This window comes from Pantoea phytostimulans (genome assembly GCF_046118715.1).
GTDB lineage: Bacteria > Pseudomonadota > Gammaproteobacteria > Enterobacterales > Enterobacteriaceae > Pantoea > Pantoea phytostimulans.
This window is the reverse complement of the sequence record NZ_CP173698.1, coordinates 3,308,548-3,326,208: the sequence shown is the minus strand read 5'-3', so window position 1 is coordinate 3,326,208 and position 17,661 is coordinate 3,308,548. Positions and strand designations below refer to the sequence as shown.

The following is a 17,661-nucleotide window of genomic DNA, read 5'->3' as shown; positions in this document are numbered from 1 at the left end:
AATTCAGAAACTATTCTGCCCCGCAGTGCGAGGCATCCAAACCGAATGAGCTTTTGGGGCGTAACTCGGCATCCAACGCCGCATAACAGAGCCTGTCTCAACAATGATTATGGTTGAAAATCACTGATGAGCCAGGTTCTATGAGACAGCGTGCAAAAAGGGCATCAAATGATGCCCTTTTCGTGTGCATTGCGTCAAATGTTATCGATAATTATGCGATAACTTTGGCAACAACGCCCGCACCAACGGTACGGCCGCCTTCACGGATTGCGAAGCGCAGACCATCGTCCATAGCGATTGGGTGAATCAGGGTAACAATCATTTTGATGTTGTCTCCCGGCATTACCATCTCAACGCCTTCTGGCAGCTCTACTGAGCCAGTCACGTCAGTTGTACGGAAGTAGAACTGTGGACGGTAGCCTTTGAAGAACGGAGTATGACGGCCGCCTTCGTCTTTCGACAGAATATAAACTTCTGATTCGAACTGGGTGTGTGGCTTGATTGAGCCTGGCTTAGCCAGAACCTGTCCACGCTGGATGTCTTCACGCTTGATACCGCGCAGCAGAACACCACAGTTTTCGCCAGCCTGACCCTGATCCAGCAGTTTGCGGAACATTTCAACGCCGGTACAGGTTGATTTCACGGTATCTTTGATACCAACGATTTCAACTTCGTCGCCGACTTTAACGATGCCGCGCTCAACACGACCGGTAACAACAGTACCACGGCCAGAGATTGAGAATACGTCTTCGATTGGCAGCAGGAACGGCTTGTCAATTGCACGCTCTGGCTCTGGGATGTAGGTATCCAGGAATCCAGCCAGTTCGATGATTTTCTCTTCCCACTCAGCTTCGCCTTGCAGCGCTTTCAGAGCAGAACCACGAACGATTGGAGTATCGTCGCCTGGGAAATCATACTGAGTCAGCAGATCACGGACTTCCATCTCAACCAGTTCCAGCAGCTCTTCATCATCAACCATGTCGCACTTGTTCAGGAACACGATGATGTAAGGAACGCCAACCTGACGACCCAGCAGGATGTGCTCACGGGTCTGAGGCATTGGGCCGTCAGTCGCAGCAACAACCAGGATCGCGCCGTCCATCTGCGCAGCACCGGTGATCATGTTTTTTACATAATCGGCGTGGCCTGGGCAGTCAACGTGTGCGTAGTGACGAGTAGCGGTTTCATACTCAACGTGAGCGGTGTTGATGGTGATCCCGCGCGCTTTCTCTTCTGGGGTGCTATCGATTTGATCGAATGCACGAGCCTGACCACCGCTGGTTTTAGCCAGAACGGTAGTGATTGCTGCAGTCAGGGTGGTTTTACCGTGGTCAACGTGACCGATGGTGCCCACGTTTACGTGCAGTTTGTTACGTTGAAATTGTTCTTTAGCCATCGTTTGTCCCTCTAAGACACGGATATATCAAAGATATCATGACATTAACCAGGCAGTGCCTGACTGCAAGGAATTACAGAGAGAAAATCAGGAGGGAGATAAAGGAAGTGGTGCTGATACCCAGAGTCGAACTGGGGACCTCACCCTTACCAAGGGTGCGCTCTACCAACTGAGCCATATCAGCACATCTGGAGCGGGCAGCGGGAATCGAACCCGCATCATCAGCTTGGAAGGCTGAGGTAATAGCCATTATACGATGCCCGCATCCTGGAACTCGGCTACCTGTTCTTTCTGTAGCTTGTGAATAGTAAGAGAAGTCCCCCTACTATTCTTAGCCTGTCAGCGTTGCTGACTGGCTTTGACTGCGCTAATGCACAATCTGAATTCAGGGTGAGAAGAAGTGACTCACCTGACAGATAAACTGATTGTTTATCAGTTCTCAACCCGAGGGTTGAAATGGTGGTGGGAGAAGGATTCGAACCTTCGAAGTCTGTGACGGCAGATTTACAGTCTGCTCCCTTTGGCCGCTCGGGAATCCCACCTACTTGATGGTGCCGGCTACCGGAATCGAACTGGTGACCTACTGATTACAAGTCAGTTGCTCTACCAACTGAGCTAAGCCGGCATCAAGTGACGCGCATTCTAGGAAGGTCGGCGGTTTGATGCAACAAAAAAATCGCTATTTTTGTTCTTTCGCTTACTATTTGTGCGAATCAAAGCAAATCAGGCTAATTTTGAAGAAAAATTGCTCGATTACGTTGTCTTTTCCATAGAATAATCAAAAGTGCAGTACGTGTTTTTAGATTTAAAGCTCATCATTTTCTAGAAAAGAATTTCGCTAGCCCTCCTGGCAGATGAAAAACAATGAAGATTTGCTTCTTACAACTTTGTAGTACTGCTCTAAGGCTCCCTTTTTTGGTACGTTTAGGTTAAAGAAAAGTCAGTATGAGAATTTTATCTCTATATAGCGCTCGTATTAGATGATTCACCATCAACCAAACACAACATATAGCGGCTGGATAACGAATGTTGTGAATGACCCCGATGTGCACTACCGCCAATCATCTCTTTTACCTACCCACCTTTATGTTTCTCAATCAAGTCAACTCACTACAGTTACAGCAAAAATGCGGTCTCGCTTGCGAAAGCAGTAACGCAAATATCTTTTTGCTTCTTTCAAAAGCCATACTGGTGATACCCTCCATTCCAATGTTCCCGACCTTAAAACAGTAGACAGCACTCCATCTTCGTTATGATGTTGCCTCTAAGGAAATCATGCTTGGTGGAAAAATTGCTGCCAGATATGCTTATGGACAAAACAACACAACTCACAACGCCTTACTTACAGTTCACTCGTACGCAATGGGCTGCATTGCGCGATTCTGTTCCAATGACCTTATCAGAGGATGAAATCGCACAATTAAAAGGAATCAATGAAGATCTTTCATTGGAAGAAGTTGCTGAAATTTATTTGCCTCTTTCTCGCCTTCTAAATTTTTACATCAGCTCGAACTTGCGTCGTCAAGCTGTGCTGGAACAATTCTTAGGCACTAACGGGCAAAAGATTCCCTATATAATAAGTATTGCTGGCAGTGTTGCGGTGGGTAAAAGTACTACAGCTCGTGTATTACAAGCGCTCCTGAGTCGCTGGCCAGAGCATCGTAAGGTGGAGTTGATTACTACTGATGGATTTCTTCATCCTAATGCCGTGCTCAAAGAGCGTGGTTTGATGAAGAAAAAAGGTTTTCCACAATCGTATGATATGCACCGCTTGGTGAATTTTGTCTCCGACCTGAAATCAGGAGCGAGGCAGGTAACAGCACCTGTTTATTCTCATCTTACTTATGATGTCATTCCTGATGGTGACAAGATTGTTCACCAACCTGACATACTTATCCTGGAAGGGTTAAACGTTTTACAAAGCGGCATGGATTATCCCCACGATCCTCATCACGTATTTGTATCTGACTTTGTGGACTTTTCCATTTATGTTGATGCCGAAGAAGAGCTTTTAAAAAATTGGTATATCAATCGATTTTTGAAATTTCGCCAAGGAGCATTTAGCGATCCTGACTCCTATTTTCACCATTATTCTCAATTACCTGAAAATGAAGCGGTCGAAATAGCCAGCAACTTATGGAAAGAGATCAACTGGTTGAATTTAAAAGAAAATATACTACCAACACGCGAGCGGGCGAGTCTAATAATGACTAAAAGTAGCAACCATGCTGTCGACAAAGTACGCTTAAGAAAATAGTGTGTTGGCAATTATAAATATAAATGCCTGCTTTTAAGCAGGCTTTTATTTAATTTGGTCTTAAAGAAATTTCACCACCGATCCAAGATTTAATTTGGCCATCTTGCTCTAACAATAAGCCACCTTGATCATCAACGCCTCGGGCAATACCGTGAACTTCCCGTTCACCTATAAGTAATTTCACCGGGCGATTAATGAAATTATCCAGCGCTGCCCAACGCGTTATAAAGGGCTTTAGGCCATCGACTTCAAATACAGATAATGCTTCACGTAAACTGTTTATAAGCTTAGCGGCGAGCTCATTTCGATCAATGTTGACATCCGCTTCTTGCAGATTAATCCAACCTTGGTTAATTTGAGTCGCTTCAGCGCTACGCATAGCTAAATTGATGCCAGCGCCTATAACAATTTGCGCAGCATCGCCTGTTTTTCCGGTTAACTCCACCAATATGCCTGCAAGTTTACGATCATTAAGATAAAGATCGTTTGGCCATTTGACCCTTACTTTTTCTGCGCCTAAAGCTTGCAAAGTTTCAGCCATGACTATGCCAATAACTAAACTAAGCCCCATCGCAGCAGCAGGGCCTTGCTCCAACCGCCAGTACATTGACATATATAAATTTGCGCCGAATGGAGAAAACCACTGTCGTCCACGTCGTCCACGGCCCGCTTGTTGATATTCAGCAATACAAGCATCACCCGACTGAAGTTCATTTATTCGATCCAATAAATACTGATTAGTCGAATCGATAACAGGGATAACGGCCAAGTTAGGATTCTTCAACTTAGCTATAATTTCTGCTTCATTTAACAATTTCATTGGCGACGGCAAGCTATAACCTTTACCGGTTACAGTGTAGATATCCAGGCCCCAGCCTTTTAGAGTTTGAAAATGCTTATTAATAGCTGCCCGGCTCATGCCGAGCAGCTCACCAAGTTGTTCACCTGAATGAAATTCTCCATCAGATAATATTTCAACCAGCTTGAGCGGAACGCTGTGATCTTTCATGATATTACCTCAACCGCATTGCATTCACCTTGGGCTTGAATAAACCTTACTTCTGGCTCAAGCCACACTTCAAATTTTTTTCCAACCTGAGCACGCACTACTTTAGCCAGAGTAACAATATCTTGCGGGGAAGCATTATCAGCATTGATTAAAACTAATGCTTGTTGCTCATGCACCGCAGCTCCTCCAATGCGAAATCCTTTCAGCTGACATTGGTCAATTAACCAACCCGCTGCTAATTTAATCTCACCCGAAGCTTGCGGATAATGAGGTATATCAGGAAAGCATGATATTAGCGTGGCAGCTTTCTCATAGCTAACTACAGGGTTTTTAAAGAAACTGCCTACATTCCCCGTTACCGCAGGATTAGGCAGTTTACTTTGCCGCATATTGCAAACAGCGTTATAGACTTCCCATGCAGTTACTGTAGCGGGGTTTAACGACCTTAAATCACCATATGACAATATTGGTTGCCATTTCTTTTTTAATTTGAATCCTACAGCGATGATCGCATACCCAAACTGATATTGGTGTTTGAAGATACTATCTCGATAAGCGAATTGGCATTCATTCTGCTGCAGTCTTTCCGTTTTTCCTGTCCGTAAATTGAGTATATCGACATACTCACAGACATCTTTTAATTCGAGGCCATAGGCACCAATATTTTGAATTGGCGAAGAACCCACCATTCCAGGTATTAAAGCCAGGTTTTCCAAGCCTGGAATACCTTTTTCCAAGGTAATCTGGACCAGTCGATGCCAATTCTCTCCAGCTCCTACATGTAGCTTCCAACTTTCAGTTTCCTCGCGAATCTCGATCCCCTTGATTCGATTGAGTACAACTGTCCCGTCAAAATTTTCCATGAAAAGTACATTACTTCCTTCACCCAGAATAAGGAATGGAGAATGCTCGATTTGGCTTGCCTGCCAAGCTTTTAAAATATCTTCAGGGGATTTTGCAACAATACGCATTTGTGTACTGACATCGAGACCAAGCGTGTTGTCGGCTTTTAAGGAAGGATGCTGGATAGACATTTTACGGCCTTAACTAATTTAAACTTTTAGTAGTTTACCGCATCACATACAGCATGTTGGGATGATTTTATCGCTTATAATCGAAAGCCAGTACAAACTCCAGACGTAAAAAAGCCCTTTGCGGATGCAAAGGGCTTTTTTACTTATTTGATGCCTGGCAGTTCCCTACTCTCGCATGGGGAGACCCCACACTACCATCGGCGCTACGGCGTTTCACTTCTGAGTTCGGCATGGGGTCAGGTGGGACCACCGCGCTACAGCCGCCAGGCAAATTCTGTTGTCCCGCGCCGCTTTCGCCGCGCAGGGTTATCCGCTGAACAAGCTGAAAATCTCTGTCTCTACAACCAAAACGCCTCTGGCGTTGTAAGGTTAAGCCTCACGGGTCATTAGTACCGGTTAGCTCAACGCATCGCTGCGCTTACACACCCGGCCTATCAACGTCGTAGTCTTCAACGTCCCTTCAGGACCCTCAAGGGGTCAGGGAAAACTCATCTCGGGGCAAGTTTCGTGCTTAGATGCTTTCAGCACTTATCTTTTCCGCACTTAGCTACCGGGCAGTGCCACTGGCGTGACAACCCGAACACCAGCGGTGCGTTCACTCCGGTCCTCTCGTACTAGGAGCAACCCCCCTCAGTTTTCCAGCGCCCACGGCAGATAGGGACCGAACTGTCTCACGACGTTCTAAACCCAGCTCGCGTACCACTTTAAACGGCGAACAGCCGTACCCTTGGGACCTACTTCAGCCCCAGGATGTGATGAGCCGACATCGAGGTGCCAAACACCGCCGTCGATATGAACTCTTGGGCGGTATCAGCCTGTTATCCCCGGAGTACCTTTTATCCGTTGAGCGATGGCCCTTCCATTCAGAACCACCGGATCACTATGACCTGCTTTCGCACCTGCTCGAGCCGTCACTCTCGCAGTCAAGCCAGCTTATGCCATTGCACTAACCTCACGATGTCCGACCGTGATTAGCTGACCTTCGTGCTCCTCCGTTACTCTTTAGGAGGAGACCGCCCCAGTCAAACTACCCACCAGACACTGTCCGCAGCCCGGATTACGGGCCTACGTTAGAACATCAAGCATTAAAGGGTGGTATTTCAAGGTTGGCTCCACGCGGACTGGCGTCCGCGCTTCAAAGCCTCCCACCTATCCTACACATCAAGGCTCAAGGTTCAGTGTCAAGCTGTAGTAAAGGTTCACGGGGTCTTTCCGTCTTGCCGCGGGTACACTGCATCTTCACAGCGAGTTCAATTTCACTGAGTCTCGGGTGGAGACAGCCTGGCCATCATTACGCCATTCGTGCAGGTCGGAACTTACCCGACAAGGAATTTCGCTACCTTAGGACCGTTATAGTTACGGCCGCCGTTTACCGGGGCTTCGATCAAGAGCTTCTCCTTGCGGATAACCCCATCAATTAACCTTCCGGCACCGGGCAGGCGTCACACCGTATACGTCCACTTTCGTGTTTGCACAGTGCTGTGTTTTTAATAAACAGTTGCAGCCAGCTGGTATCTTCGACTGGCTTCAGCTCCGGGAGCAAGTCCCTTCACCTACGCGCCAGCGTGCCTTCTCCCGAAGTTACGGCACCATTTTGCCTAGTTCCTTCACCCGAGTTCTCTCAAGCGCCTTGGTATTCTCTACCTGACCACCTGTGTCGGTTTGGGGTACGATTTTGTGTTACCTGATGCTTAGAGGCTTTTCCTGGAAGCAGGGTATCAGTTACTTCAGCACCGTAGTGCCTCGTCGTCACGCCTCAGCCTTGAGGCCGTCCGGATTTACCTGGACTGCCAGCCTACACGCTTAAACCGGGACAACCGTCGCCCGGCTAACCTAACCTTCTCCGTCCCCCCTTCGCAGTAACACCAAGTACAGGAATATTAACCTGTTTCCCATCGACTACGCCTTTCGGCCTCGCCTTAGGGGTCGACTCACCCTGCTCCGATTAACGTTGAACAGGAACCCTTGGTCTTCCGGCGAGCGGGCTTTTCACCCGCTTTATCGTTACTTATGTCAGCATTCGCACTTCTGATACCTCCAGCAGACCTCACAGTCCACCTTCGACGGCTTACAGAACGCTCCCCTACCCAACGGCGCTTGCGCGCCGCTGCCGCAGCTTCGGTGCATGGTTTAGCCCCGTTACATCTTCCGCGCAGGCCGACTCGACCAGTGAGCTATTACGCTTTCTTTAAATGATGGCTGCTTCTAAGCCAACATCCTGGCTGTCTGTGCCTTCCCACATCGTTTCCCACTTAACCATGACTTTGGGACCTTAGCTGGCGGTCTGGGTTGTTTCCCTCTTCACGACGGACGTTAGCACCCGCCGTGTGTCTCCCGTGATAACATTCTCCGGTATTCGTAGTTTGCATCGGGTTGGTAAGCCGGGATGGCCCCCTAGCCGAAACAGTGCTCTACCCCCGGAGATGAGTTCACGAGGCGCTACCTAAATAGCTTTCGGGGAGAACCAGCTATCTCCCGGTTTGATTGGCCTTTCACCCCCAGCCACAAGTCATCCGCTAATTTTTCAACATTAGTCGGTTCGGTCCTCCAGTTAGTGTTACCCAACCTTCAACCTGCCCATGGCTAGATCACCGGGTTTCGGGTCTATACCCTGCAACTTAACGCCCAGTTAAGACTCGGTTTCCCTGCGGCTCCCCTATACGGTTAACCTTGCTACAGAATATAAGTCGCTGACCCATTATACAAAAGGTACGCAGTCACCCCATAAAAGAGGCTCCCACTGCTTGTACGTACACGGTTTCAGGTTCTGTTTCACTCCCCTCGCCGGGGTTCTTTTCGCCTTTCCCTCACGGTACTGGTTCACTATCGGTCAGTCAGGAGTATTTAGCCTTGGAGGATGGTCCCCCCATATTCAGACAGGATACCACGTGTCCCGCCTTACTCATCGAGCTCACAGCTTGTGCACTTTTGTGTACGGGACTATCACCCTGTACCGTCGGACTTTCCAGACCGTTCCACTAATGCACAAGCTGATTCAGGCTCTGGGCTGCTCCCCGTTCGCTCGCCGCTACTGGGGGAATCTCGGTTGATTTCTTTTCCTCTGGGTACTTAGATGTTTCAGTTCCCCAGGTTCGCCTCGCAACACTATGTATTCATGTTGCGATGATGCACTGAGTGCACCGGGTTTCCCCATTCGGACATCGACGGCTGTAGCGGTTCATATCACCTTACCGTCGCTTTACGCAGATTAGCACGTCCTTCATCGCCTCTGACTGCCAGGGCATCCACCGTGTACGCTTAGTCGCTTAACCTCACAACCCACAGGCGTTTTGCAACGCTGCGTGCTGTAAGCATTTGAGAGACTCGAACGCGTCGCCTGTGCACCCCTTATTACGGAGGGATGCGGCGCGCGTCGTTTCAATTTTCAGCTTGTTCCGGATTGTTAAAGAGCAATATCTCAAACACGGCTGAAAAGCCGGCTTTGAGATATTTTGTGGAGACACCTTTCACCTGTCACCAAGCAAGTGGCGTCCCCTAGGGGATTCGAACCCCTGTTACCGCCGTGAAAGGGCAGTGTCCTAACCGCTAGACGAAGGGGACACAAAGGTGTGTCACGACTTCGCAGCCGTCTTGCTCATTACTTTTCTATCAGACAATCTGTGTGAGCACTTCGCGGGAAGGTATCTTCAGGTAAGGAGGTGATCCAACCGCAGGTTCCCCTACGGTTACCTTGTTACGACTTCACCCCAGTCATGAATCACAAAGTGGTAAGCGCCCTCCCGAAGGTTAAGCTACCTACTTCTTTTGCAACCCACTCCCATGGTGTGACGGGCGGTGTGTACAAGGCCCGGGAACGTATTCACCGTGGCATTCTGATCCACGATTACTAGCGATTCCGACTTCACGGAGTCGAGTTGCAGACTCCGATCCGGACTACGACGCACTTTGTGAGGTCCGCTTGCTCTCGCGAGGTCGCTTCTCTTTGTATGCGCCATTGTAGCACGTGTGTAGCCCTACTCGTAAGGGCCATGATGACTTGACGTCATCCCCACCTTCCTCCGGTTTATCACCGGCAGTCTCCTTTGAGTTCCCGACCGAATCGCTGGCAACAAAGGATAAGGGTTGCGCTCGTTGCGGGACTTAACCCAACATTTCACAACACGAGCTGACGACAGCCATGCAGCACCTGTCTCAGAGTTCCCGAAGGCACCAAAGCATCTCTGCTAAGTTCTCTGGATGTCAAGAGTAGGTAAGGTTCTTCGCGTTGCATCGAATTAAACCACATGCTCCACCGCTTGTGCGGGCCCCCGTCAATTCATTTGAGTTTTAACCTTGCGGCCGTACTCCCCAGGCGGTCGACTTAACGCGTTAGCTCCGGAAGCCACGCCTCAAGGGCACAACCTCCAAGTCGACATCGTTTACGGCGTGGACTACCAGGGTATCTAATCCTGTTTGCTCCCCACGCTTTCGCACCTGAGCGTCAGTCTTCGTCCAGGGGGCCGCCTTCGCCACCGGTATTCCTCCAGATCTCTACGCATTTCACCGCTACACCTGGAATTCTACCCCCCTCTACGAGACTCAAGCCTGCCAGTTTCAAATGCAGTTCCCGGGTTGAGCCCGGGGATTTCACATCTGACTTAACAGACCGCCTGCGTGCGCTTTACGCCCAGTAATTCCGATTAACGCTTGCACCCTCCGTATTACCGCGGCTGCTGGCACGGAGTTAGCCGGTGCTTCTTCTGCGGGTAACGTCAATCGACGCGGTTATTAACCGCATCGCCTTCCTCCCCGCTGAAAGTACTTTACAACCCGAAGGCCTTCTTCATACACGCGGCATGGCTGCATCAGGCTTGCGCCCATTGTGCAATATTCCCCACTGCTGCCTCCCGTAGGAGTCTGGACCGTGTCTCAGTTCCAGTGTGGCTGGTCATCCTCTCAGACCAGCTAGGGATCGTCGCCTAGGTGGGCCATTACCCCGCCTACTAGCTAATCCCATCTGGGCACATCCGATGGTGTGAGGCCCGAAGGTCCCCCACTTTGGTCTTGCGACGTTATGCGGTATTAGCTACCGTTTCCAGTAGTTATCCCCCTCCATCGGGCAGTTTCCCAGACATTACTCACCCGTCCGCCACTCGTCACCCAGAGAGCAAGCTCTCCTGTGCTACCGTCCGACTTGCATGTGTTAGGCCTGCCGCCAGCGTTCAATCTGAGCCATGATCAAACTCTTCAATTTAAGTTTGATTTGCTTAAACAAGTTAAGCGGTGCTCATCTGTAAAACGTCATAATGAATTTCATTATGTGTTCACTCGTGAGGCTTGATATTTTTTACGTCCGGAGACGCTGATATCCATCCTGCGAGTGCCCACACAGATTGTCTGATAAATTGTTAAAGAGCAGTGCGAACAGCGGCTTGGCCGGTCTGTCGCGAGGTGGCGTATATTACGCTTCTCTCCTTCAGAGTCAACCCCTTTTTCAGAAGTTTTCTCCGGCGACGCAGTTTCCTGTGTCTCCTGAACCGCCATCCCGTTGCCGGTTTGCCGTGTCAGTGGAGGCGCATTATAGGGAGTTCTTTCGGGCTGACAAGAGTTTATTTCAAATAAATTATCGTTCGATTTAATTTTCAACAAATCGTGTTTTTTTAACTCGTCTTGCCTGGTAAACGTGCAAATTCTTGGGCGAAACGCGTCACTTGTTGCCAGTCGGTGTATTCAACTTCTTTACTTGAATCAGTTTCGCCACCGGTCATTCGCATAATAAGCTGAATCATAATGCGATCGAACCAGCGATAACGCGGATAACGTAACGCGCCAGCAAACACAGCACAGCAATCTGGTTGCCAAGGAGACTGATTAAGAAACTTAGCGGTATACGCATTTGTTTCAGGCGAGCGTTTCTCTGGTTTGCGCGCAGTTAGGTTTACGGAGAAGAAGCCACTGGAACGTTGCTGTAGTTCACGCTGATGGCGCTTAACAAACTCTGCTACTGCCGGATGAAAATGCCCATAGCGAATTGAGGCCCCAATCAGCACGCGATCATACTGTGTCCATTCCACATTGGTCGTATCCAAAATATTCAGCACATCGCATGCCTGCTTCCCTTCCAGCTCTTTCGCTATAGAAGAAGCGATGAGTTGCGTTTGCCCATCGCGGCTGGAAAAAAGAATCAGTGCTTTCATTGTTAGTATCCTTATTTATTACTCACGCCAGAAAGTTGGCGTAAACAGCACCAACAGCGTGAATACTTCGAGACGACCAAACAGCATCGTGGAGATCAAAATCCATTTAGCCACATCATTCATTGAGGTGAAGTTATCTGCCACTACCCCCAAGCCCGGGCCTAGATTATTCAGCGTTGCGGCGACTGCCGCAAATGCTGAGAAGTCGTCTACGCCTGTGGCGATAATTGCTAGCATGCTGATCAGGAACACCAGCGCATACGCAGAAAAGAATCCCCAAACCGCTTCAAGAATACGTTCCGGCAACGCGCGGTTACCCAGCTTGATGGTATAAACCGCATTGGGATGGACGAGACGCTTCAATTCACGATTGCCCTGCTTACACAGCAACAGGATACGAATGACCTTTAACCCACCGCCCGTTGAGCCCGCACAGCCACCGATAAAAGCAGAGCAAAGCAGCAGCACTGGTAAAAACAGTGGCCACCGCGCAATGCTATCAGTAGTAAAGCCAGCGGTTGTCGCCATAGAAACGACCTGAAAGAAAGCCTGGTTCAACGTTTGCCAGCCGCTGGCATAAACATTATGAAACCACAGCACCAGCGTACAAATCATAACCAACGTGAGCTGCACACCAATAAACATGCGAAATTCAGGGTCACGCCAGTAAACACGTAAGTTGCGTCCACTTAGCAGTGAAAAGTGCAAACCATAATTACAGCCTGAGATCAGCAAAAATACCGCCACGATAGTGTTGATAGTTCCACTATTAAAGTAACCGAGGCTGGCATCATGAGTAGAAAAGCCGCCGATAGCGATGGTCGAAAAACTGTGGCCTATAGCATCAAATACGGGCATACCCGCCAGCCAAAGCGCGATGGCGCAGGCAATAGTTAATAACACATAGATTAGCCACAACGTTTTGGCCGTTTCGGCGATACGTGGCCGCATTTTGTTATCTTTCAGCGGACCGGGCATTTCAGCACGATATAACTGCATTCCGCCCACGCCCAAAATAGGCAGAATCGCCACGGCTAAAACAATGATTCCCATCCCGCCAAGCCATTGCAGCATTTGGCGATAGAAGAGAATCGCTTTAGGAAGAGAATCTAATCCCACCAGAGTGGTTGCGCCGGTAGTGGTCAATCCAGAGAAGGATTCAAAGAACGCATCAGTAATAGAAAGATGGGGTTGCTCGGCAAAAATGAACGGCATCGCACCCACGCTGCCCAGCACCGTCCAAAACAGCACCACAATTAGAAACCCTTCGCGCGGTTTTAGCTCGGTCTTCTGTTTGCGGTTTGGCCACCACAGCAGTGAACCAATAACTAATGCCATCATAAACGTCTGACTAAAAGCACGACCGGCACCGTCGCGATAGATCAGCGCGACCAAACCTGGCAAGATCATCGTGACCGAAAAGAGGATCACCAGCAGACCGACAATGCGGGTAATGGCGCGAAAATGCATTCAGCCGTTCCTTTAAAAAGAGAGTAAACAGATCAAGGTGTGAGCGAGAAAAGCGTCAACGCGCCTCGACTAAAGTCTGACAGATTTTGTCTGAATCCATCAATTTGTCCATAAGGTAAGGCCAGCGTCAGGGAAATGCGATCTTGATAATGACTCTCTGCGATCTTGCCCTCAAAGCGAAGCAATAGACGTTCAATATCACTGAGTTGTGCGTAATCACACTGAAGCGAAAAGAGTTTCATTGGCACCTTTAGGGTGCGCGTCAGCTGTTTCAAACCTTGCTGTACGCCGCCGCCATAGGCTTTTACTAATCCACCAGTACCCAACATAATGCCGCCGTAATAGCGCACCACGACGGCAGTAATTTCACCGATGTTTGCACCCATCAGCTGTGCCAGCATCGGTTTACCCGCCGTTCCGGAAGGCTCGCCATCATCGGAGAAACCCAGCTGCTGCGAGTCATTGGGAGCACCAGCAACCCAAGCCCAACAATGATGACGCGCACCGGGATGTTCATTTCTGACCTGCTGAACAAAGGCACGTGCCGCTTCTACCCCGTCGGTATGAGCTAACAGAGTAATAAAGCGGCTTTTTTTAATCGTCTCCTCACTGACGCTTACCGCGTCAGCGGGAATGTCGAAGGCGTTCATCAGGCAAGATTCAAATCGCGCGTCATGTTTTCAATACGATTGGCATGAATCACTACATTATCTTCGATGCGCACTCCCCCAAACGGCTTCAGCGCATCAATGGCTTGCCAGTTAATGTGCTGGCTAAACTTACCGGCACGCAACGAAGCAAGCAGAGAGTCAATGATATAGAAACCCGGCTCAATAGTGATCACCATGCCCGGCTCCAGCACGCGAGTACAACGGAGATAAGGATATTGTGAAGGTGCTGCAAGATGAGTGCCGTGATCATCCTGCATAAAACCAGCCACATCATGCACCTGTAATCCCAGCGGATGGCCCAAGCCGTGCGGCATAAATGGCCCAGTAATATCTTCAGCCACCAGCGCTTCTTCACTGAGCCCCTGAACTAAATCGAACTTCAGCAGCAGTTTGGCAATACGCTGGTGCATTTCCAGATGGTAGTCGGTATAACGCACACCTGCTTTCAAAGTAGCAATCAGCGCCAGTTCTTCTGCATTCATCGCTTCTACTAAGCTGGCATAGAGCGATCCGCTTTGCGCTGCATAGCTACGGGTTAGATCAGCAGCGTAACCAAGATATTCAGCGCCAGCATCAATCAGAAAGCTGTGGCGTTTCGCCGGTGGTTGATGATCCAACTTGGTGTAATGCAACACCGCAGCATGTTCATTTAAGGCGATAATATTACCGTAAGGCACATCGGTATCGCGATGGCCCGTTGCCGTCAGGTAAGACTGATTGATGTCAAACTCGCTGAGACCAGCAGAAAAGGCTTCTTTTGCCGCACGATGCCCCGCAATCGCCACTTTTTGCGCCTGACGCATGCAGGCCAACTCATATTCGGTTTTGATGCTGCGATGATAATGCAGGAAATCGATCACCGCTTTAGGGTTCACATTGCCCGAAGAAATACCCAACTGCCCAGCTCGCTCAATAACCGGGCCGATATACGCAACGTTATCGCGCTGCGCGGGCAGCAGTTGTCCAATCTCATCCGCTTTTTTCAGACCAATAACTTCAACGTCATCAGTCCAAAAACTGTTCGGCAGCGGCTCGACGTTGTGCCAGTAATCAACCGGAGAATAAAACCAGAGCTTGGGTTTATTTACGCCATCAATCCAAAGCCAACAATTAGGAACTTGAGTGACAGGAACCCAGGCTTTGAACTGTGGATTCACTTTGAAGGGATAACTGTGATCATCCAGAAATACCGTCAGCAATTCGCCGGAGTGAATCAGCATTGCATCAAGCTTATTGTGCGCCAGCACCTGCTGTGCCCGTTTTTGCAACGTAGCGATATGCGCGTGATACAGGGTTTTCAGTGAATCCATGGCCGTTTCTCCAGAGTCGCGAAATCGCCGCAGTTTAGCACAGCCGCAAAGTGGATGCCGTGTTCCGGGAGGTTGTGATCTTGTTAGCAAATACCTGAAGAGCCGTTTGCAAAAAATTAACATCACTCCCACACTCACGATCATCTGGTATGACCAGATCACCTTTCGTGGTTTCAGGAGACGCACATGCTCTACCAAGGCGCAAATCTTTCTCTTCACTGGCTGGACGACGGCATCGCCGAGCTGGTTTTTGATGCACCCGGTTCGGTAAATAAACTCGACACAAAAACGGTGGCAAGTTTGGGCGAAGCCATCGCCGTACTGGAACAGCAACCAACTTTACGTGGTCTGGTGCTGAGCTCGGCTAAACCAGCGTTTATTGTGGGCGCAGATATCACGGAATTCCTGTCACTATTTGATGCGCCGACCGAAAAGCTCAGCCAGTGGCTAACTTTTGCAAACAGTATATTTAATCGACTCGAGGATTTGCCGGTTCCAACCATTGCCGCTATTGACGGTTACGCCTTAGGTGGCGGCTGTGAATGTATTCTGGCCACCGATCTCCGTGTCGCCACGCCCGCCGCACGTATTGGCTTACCCGAAACCAAACTGGGCATCATGCCAGGTTTTGGCGGTAGCGTACGTTTACCCCGCTTGCTCGGTGCCGACAGCGCCTTAGAAATTATTGCGGCAGGTAAAGATGTTGATGGTTTGAGCGCACTGAAACTCGGTTTAGTGGACGCGGTGGTTGAAAGCGACAAGCTGCGCCAGGCTGCAATCACCATGGTCAAAGAGGCAGCGGTGAATAATAGCTGGCGTCAACGCCGCGCGCCAAAGCTGGCACCTTTGAAACTCAGCCCGATTGAAGCAGCGATGAGTTTCACTATTGCCAAAAGCATGGTGATGCAAACTGCCGGAAAACATTATCCTGCACCGATGACTGCAGTTAAAACCATTGAAGCCGCTGCTGCGCTGGATCGTAACGATGCGCTAAAGCTGGAAACGGCTGCGTTTGTACCGCTGGCGCAATCGGATGAAGCTCGTGCTTTGGTCGGTATCTTTCTTAACGATCAATATGTCAAAGCGTTGGCAAAAAAACGCAGTAGTGAAAGCGGTGCGCCATCACAGGCTGCGGTTCTGGGCGCTGGCATTATGGGTGGCGGCATCAGCTACCAGTCAGCGTGGAAAGGCGTGCCGGTTAAAATGAAAGACATCAATCCGCAGGCGCTAACACTTGGTATGAATGAAGCCAGCAAATTGCTTAATAAGCTGCTGGAGCGCGGAAAAATTGATGGCGGCAAGCTGGCGAGCGTCATTGCTACCATCCAACCGACATTGGATTACTCTGGCTTTGAGCAGGCCGATATCGTGGTGGAAGCCGTGGTAGAAAATCCGCTGGTCAAAGCTAAGGTACTGGCTGAAACCGAACTTCATCTGCGTCAGGACGCCATTCTAGCCTCAAACACCTCCACCATTCCTATCAGCCAACTGGCACAAGCGCTGCAACGTCCCGAGAATTTCTGCGGGATGCACTTCTTTAATCCCGTGCCGCGTATGCCACTGGTTGAAGTCGTGCGTGGTGAGAAAACCAGCGAAGCGACGATCGGTAAAGTGGTGGCCTGGGCCAGCAAAATGGGTAAAACGCCGATTGTGGTAAATGATTGCCCCGGTTTTTTCGTCAACCGCGTATTGTTCCCCTACTTCGCCGCTTTTAGCTTGCTGCTACGCGATGGAGCGGACTTCCGTCACATTGATAAAGTCATGGAAAAACAGTTCGGTTGGCCGATGGGCCCAGCGTGGCTGCTGGATGTGGTCGGCATTGATACTGCACATCATGCGCAAAGCGTCATGGCCGATGGTTTTCCACAGCGCATGAAGAAAAATTATCGCGATGCCATCGATGCCCTGTTTGATGCCAATCGTTACGGCCAAAAGAACGGCAAAGGTTTCTGGCATTGGGAAGAAGATAAGAAAGGAAAGCTGAAAAAAGTGGCAGATGCGGAAGTGGATACGCTGCTGCAACAGGTTTGCCAGCCTAAACGCGAGTTCACGGATGAAGAGATTCTTAACCGCATGATGCTGCCGATGCTGAACGAAGTGGTGCGCTGCTTGGAAGAACAGATTGTCGCCTCACCTGCCGAAGCGGACATGGCCTTGGTTTATGGCTTGGGCTTCCCACCATTCCGTGGTGGCGCGTTGCGCTATCTCGATACGCTGGGCAATAGCAATGTGGTTGATCAAGCGAAACGTTATACCTCGCTCGGTGCTCTCTACGAGCTGCCCGCGTTGCTGCTGCAGAAAGCTCACCAGCATGAAAGCTGGTATCCCGCCGCCAAACCCATTGATGAAGCTGCGCTGAAAAGCGCCTGAGGTAAAG

General features: G+C 49.6%; 9 protein-coding genes, 5 tRNA genes and 3 rRNA genes. 2 read left to right on the top strand and 15 right to left on the bottom strand.

Going from position 1 to position 17,661, the window contains the following annotated elements:
- Window positions 1-211: 211 nt before the first annotated feature.
- The 5 genes from tuf to ACF2G4_RS15560 all read right to left on the bottom strand — a co-directional run bounded on the left by tuf (window position 212) and on the right by ACF2G4_RS15560 (window position 2,021).
- Window positions 212-1,396 (bottom strand): elongation factor Tu, encoded by a 1,185-nt coding sequence (gene tuf, locus ACF2G4_RS15580; RefSeq protein ID WP_409075112.1) that lies wholly within the window; start codon window positions 1,394-1,396, stop codon window positions 212-214.
- A gap of 108 nt (window positions 1,397-1,504) precedes the next feature.
- Window positions 1,505-1,580: transfer RNA gene (locus ACF2G4_RS15575), tRNA-Thr, on the bottom strand.
- Window positions 1,581-1,585: 5 nt separating this feature from the next.
- A tRNA-Gly gene (locus ACF2G4_RS15570) sits at window positions 1,586-1,660 on the bottom strand.
- Window positions 1,661-1,853: 193 nt separating this feature from the next.
- Window positions 1,854-1,938, bottom strand: a tRNA-Tyr gene (locus tag ACF2G4_RS15565).
- Between the two features lie 7 nt (window positions 1,939-1,945).
- Window positions 1,946-2,021: transfer RNA gene (locus ACF2G4_RS15560), tRNA-Thr, on the bottom strand.
- Window positions 2,022-2,705: 684 nt separating this feature from the next.
- Between ACF2G4_RS15560 and coaA the strand changes: the two genes are divergently transcribed.
- Window positions 2,706-3,653, top strand: a complete 948-nt coding sequence (coaA, locus tag ACF2G4_RS15555) for a type I pantothenate kinase (RefSeq protein ID WP_243080127.1) — start codon at window positions 2,706-2,708, stop codon at window positions 3,651-3,653.
- Between the two features lie 49 nt (window positions 3,654-3,702).
- Here the strand turns inward: coaA and birA are convergent, their stop codons facing one another.
- The 10 genes from birA to pepQ all read right to left on the bottom strand — a co-directional run bounded on the left by birA (window position 3,703) and on the right by pepQ (window position 15,284).
- Window positions 3,703-4,662 (bottom strand): bifunctional biotin--[acetyl-CoA-carboxylase] ligase/biotin operon repressor BirA, encoded by a 960-nt coding sequence (gene birA, locus ACF2G4_RS15550; RefSeq protein WP_332624901.1) that lies wholly within the window; start codon window positions 4,660-4,662, stop codon window positions 3,703-3,705.
- Complete coding sequence (gene murB, locus ACF2G4_RS15545; RefSeq protein ID WP_332624902.1) at window positions 4,659-5,696, bottom strand: UDP-N-acetylmuramate dehydrogenase; 1,038 nt, start codon at window positions 5,694-5,696, stop codon at window positions 4,659-4,661. The genes birA and murB overlap by 4 nt, the downstream gene beginning before the upstream one ends.
- 152 nt (window positions 5,697-5,848) lie before the next feature.
- Window positions 5,849-5,964 (bottom strand): 5S ribosomal RNA (rrf, locus tag ACF2G4_RS15540).
- Between the two features lie 97 nt (window positions 5,965-6,061).
- Window positions 6,062-8,968: ribosomal RNA gene (locus ACF2G4_RS15535) — 23S ribosomal RNA — on the bottom strand.
- A gap of 214 nt (window positions 8,969-9,182) precedes the next feature.
- Window positions 9,183-9,257, bottom strand: a tRNA-Glu gene (locus tag ACF2G4_RS15530).
- 91 nt (window positions 9,258-9,348) lie between these two features.
- A 16S ribosomal RNA gene (locus ACF2G4_RS15525) occupies window positions 9,349-10,890 on the bottom strand.
- The 16S, 23S and 5S rRNA genes sit together here with 1 tRNA gene alongside, the layout of an rRNA operon.
- Before the next feature lie 406 nt (window positions 10,891-11,296).
- A complete protein-coding gene (gene hemG / locus ACF2G4_RS15520) occupies window positions 11,297-11,833 on the bottom strand; it encodes a menaquinone-dependent protoporphyrinogen IX dehydrogenase (RefSeq protein ID WP_243079690.1) in 537 nt (178 codons plus the stop codon).
- Window positions 11,834-11,851: 18 nt separating this feature from the next.
- A complete protein-coding gene (gene trkH / locus ACF2G4_RS15515; protein ID WP_215847952.1) occupies window positions 11,852-13,303 on the bottom strand; it encodes a Trk system potassium transporter TrkH in 1,452 nt (483 codons plus the stop codon).
- Window positions 13,304-13,335: 32 nt separating this feature from the next.
- Window positions 13,336-13,953, bottom strand: a complete 618-nt coding sequence (locus ACF2G4_RS15510) for an IMPACT family protein (protein WP_409075111.1) — start codon at window positions 13,951-13,953, stop codon at window positions 13,336-13,338.
- A complete protein-coding gene (pepQ, locus tag ACF2G4_RS15505; RefSeq protein WP_409075110.1) occupies window positions 13,953-15,284 on the bottom strand; it encodes a Xaa-Pro dipeptidase in 1,332 nt (443 codons plus the stop codon). The genes ACF2G4_RS15510 and pepQ overlap by 1 nt, the downstream gene beginning before the upstream one ends.
- 186 nt (window positions 15,285-15,470) lie before the next feature.
- On the opposite strand from pepQ, the gene fadB reads away from it, so the two are divergent.
- Window positions 15,471-17,654 carry a fatty acid oxidation complex subunit alpha FadB gene (gene fadB, locus ACF2G4_RS15500; RefSeq protein ID WP_409075109.1) on the top strand — a complete coding sequence of 728 codons (2,184 nt, stop codon included), beginning with the start codon at window positions 15,471-15,473 and terminating at the stop codon, window positions 17,652-17,654.
- The last annotated feature ends 7 nt before the right edge of the window (window positions 17,655-17,661 follow it).

Coding starts and splice junctions, on each gene's coding strand:
- trkH (WP_215847952.1), bottom strand. CDS start 13,303: ATGCATTTTCGCGCCATTACCCGCATTGTCGGTCTGCTGGTGATCCTC.
- murB (WP_332624902.1), bottom strand. CDS start 5,696: ATGTCTATCCAGCATCCTTCCTTAAAAGCCGACAACACGCTTGGTCTC.
- birA (WP_332624901.1), bottom strand. CDS start 4,662: ATGAAAGATCACAGCGTTCCGCTCAAGCTGGTTGAAATATTATCTGAT.
- pepQ (WP_409075110.1), bottom strand. CDS start 15,284: ATGGATTCACTGAAAACCCTGTATCACGCGCATATCGCTACGTTGCAA.
- hemG (WP_243079690.1), bottom strand. CDS start 11,833: ATGAAAGCACTGATTCTTTTTTCCAGCCGCGATGGGCAAACGCAACTC.
- ACF2G4_RS15510 (WP_409075111.1), bottom strand. CDS start 13,953: ATGAACGCCTTCGACATTCCCGCTGACGCGGTAAGCGTCAGTGAGGAG.
- tuf (WP_409075112.1), bottom strand. CDS start 1,396: ATGGCTAAAGAACAATTTCAACGTAACAAACTGCACGTAAACGTGGGC.
- fadB (WP_409075109.1), top strand. CDS start 15,471: ATGCTCTACCAAGGCGCAAATCTTTCTCTTCACTGGCTGGACGACGGC.
- coaA (WP_243080127.1), top strand. CDS start 2,706: ATGGACAAAACAACACAACTCACAACGCCTTACTTACAGTTCACTCGT.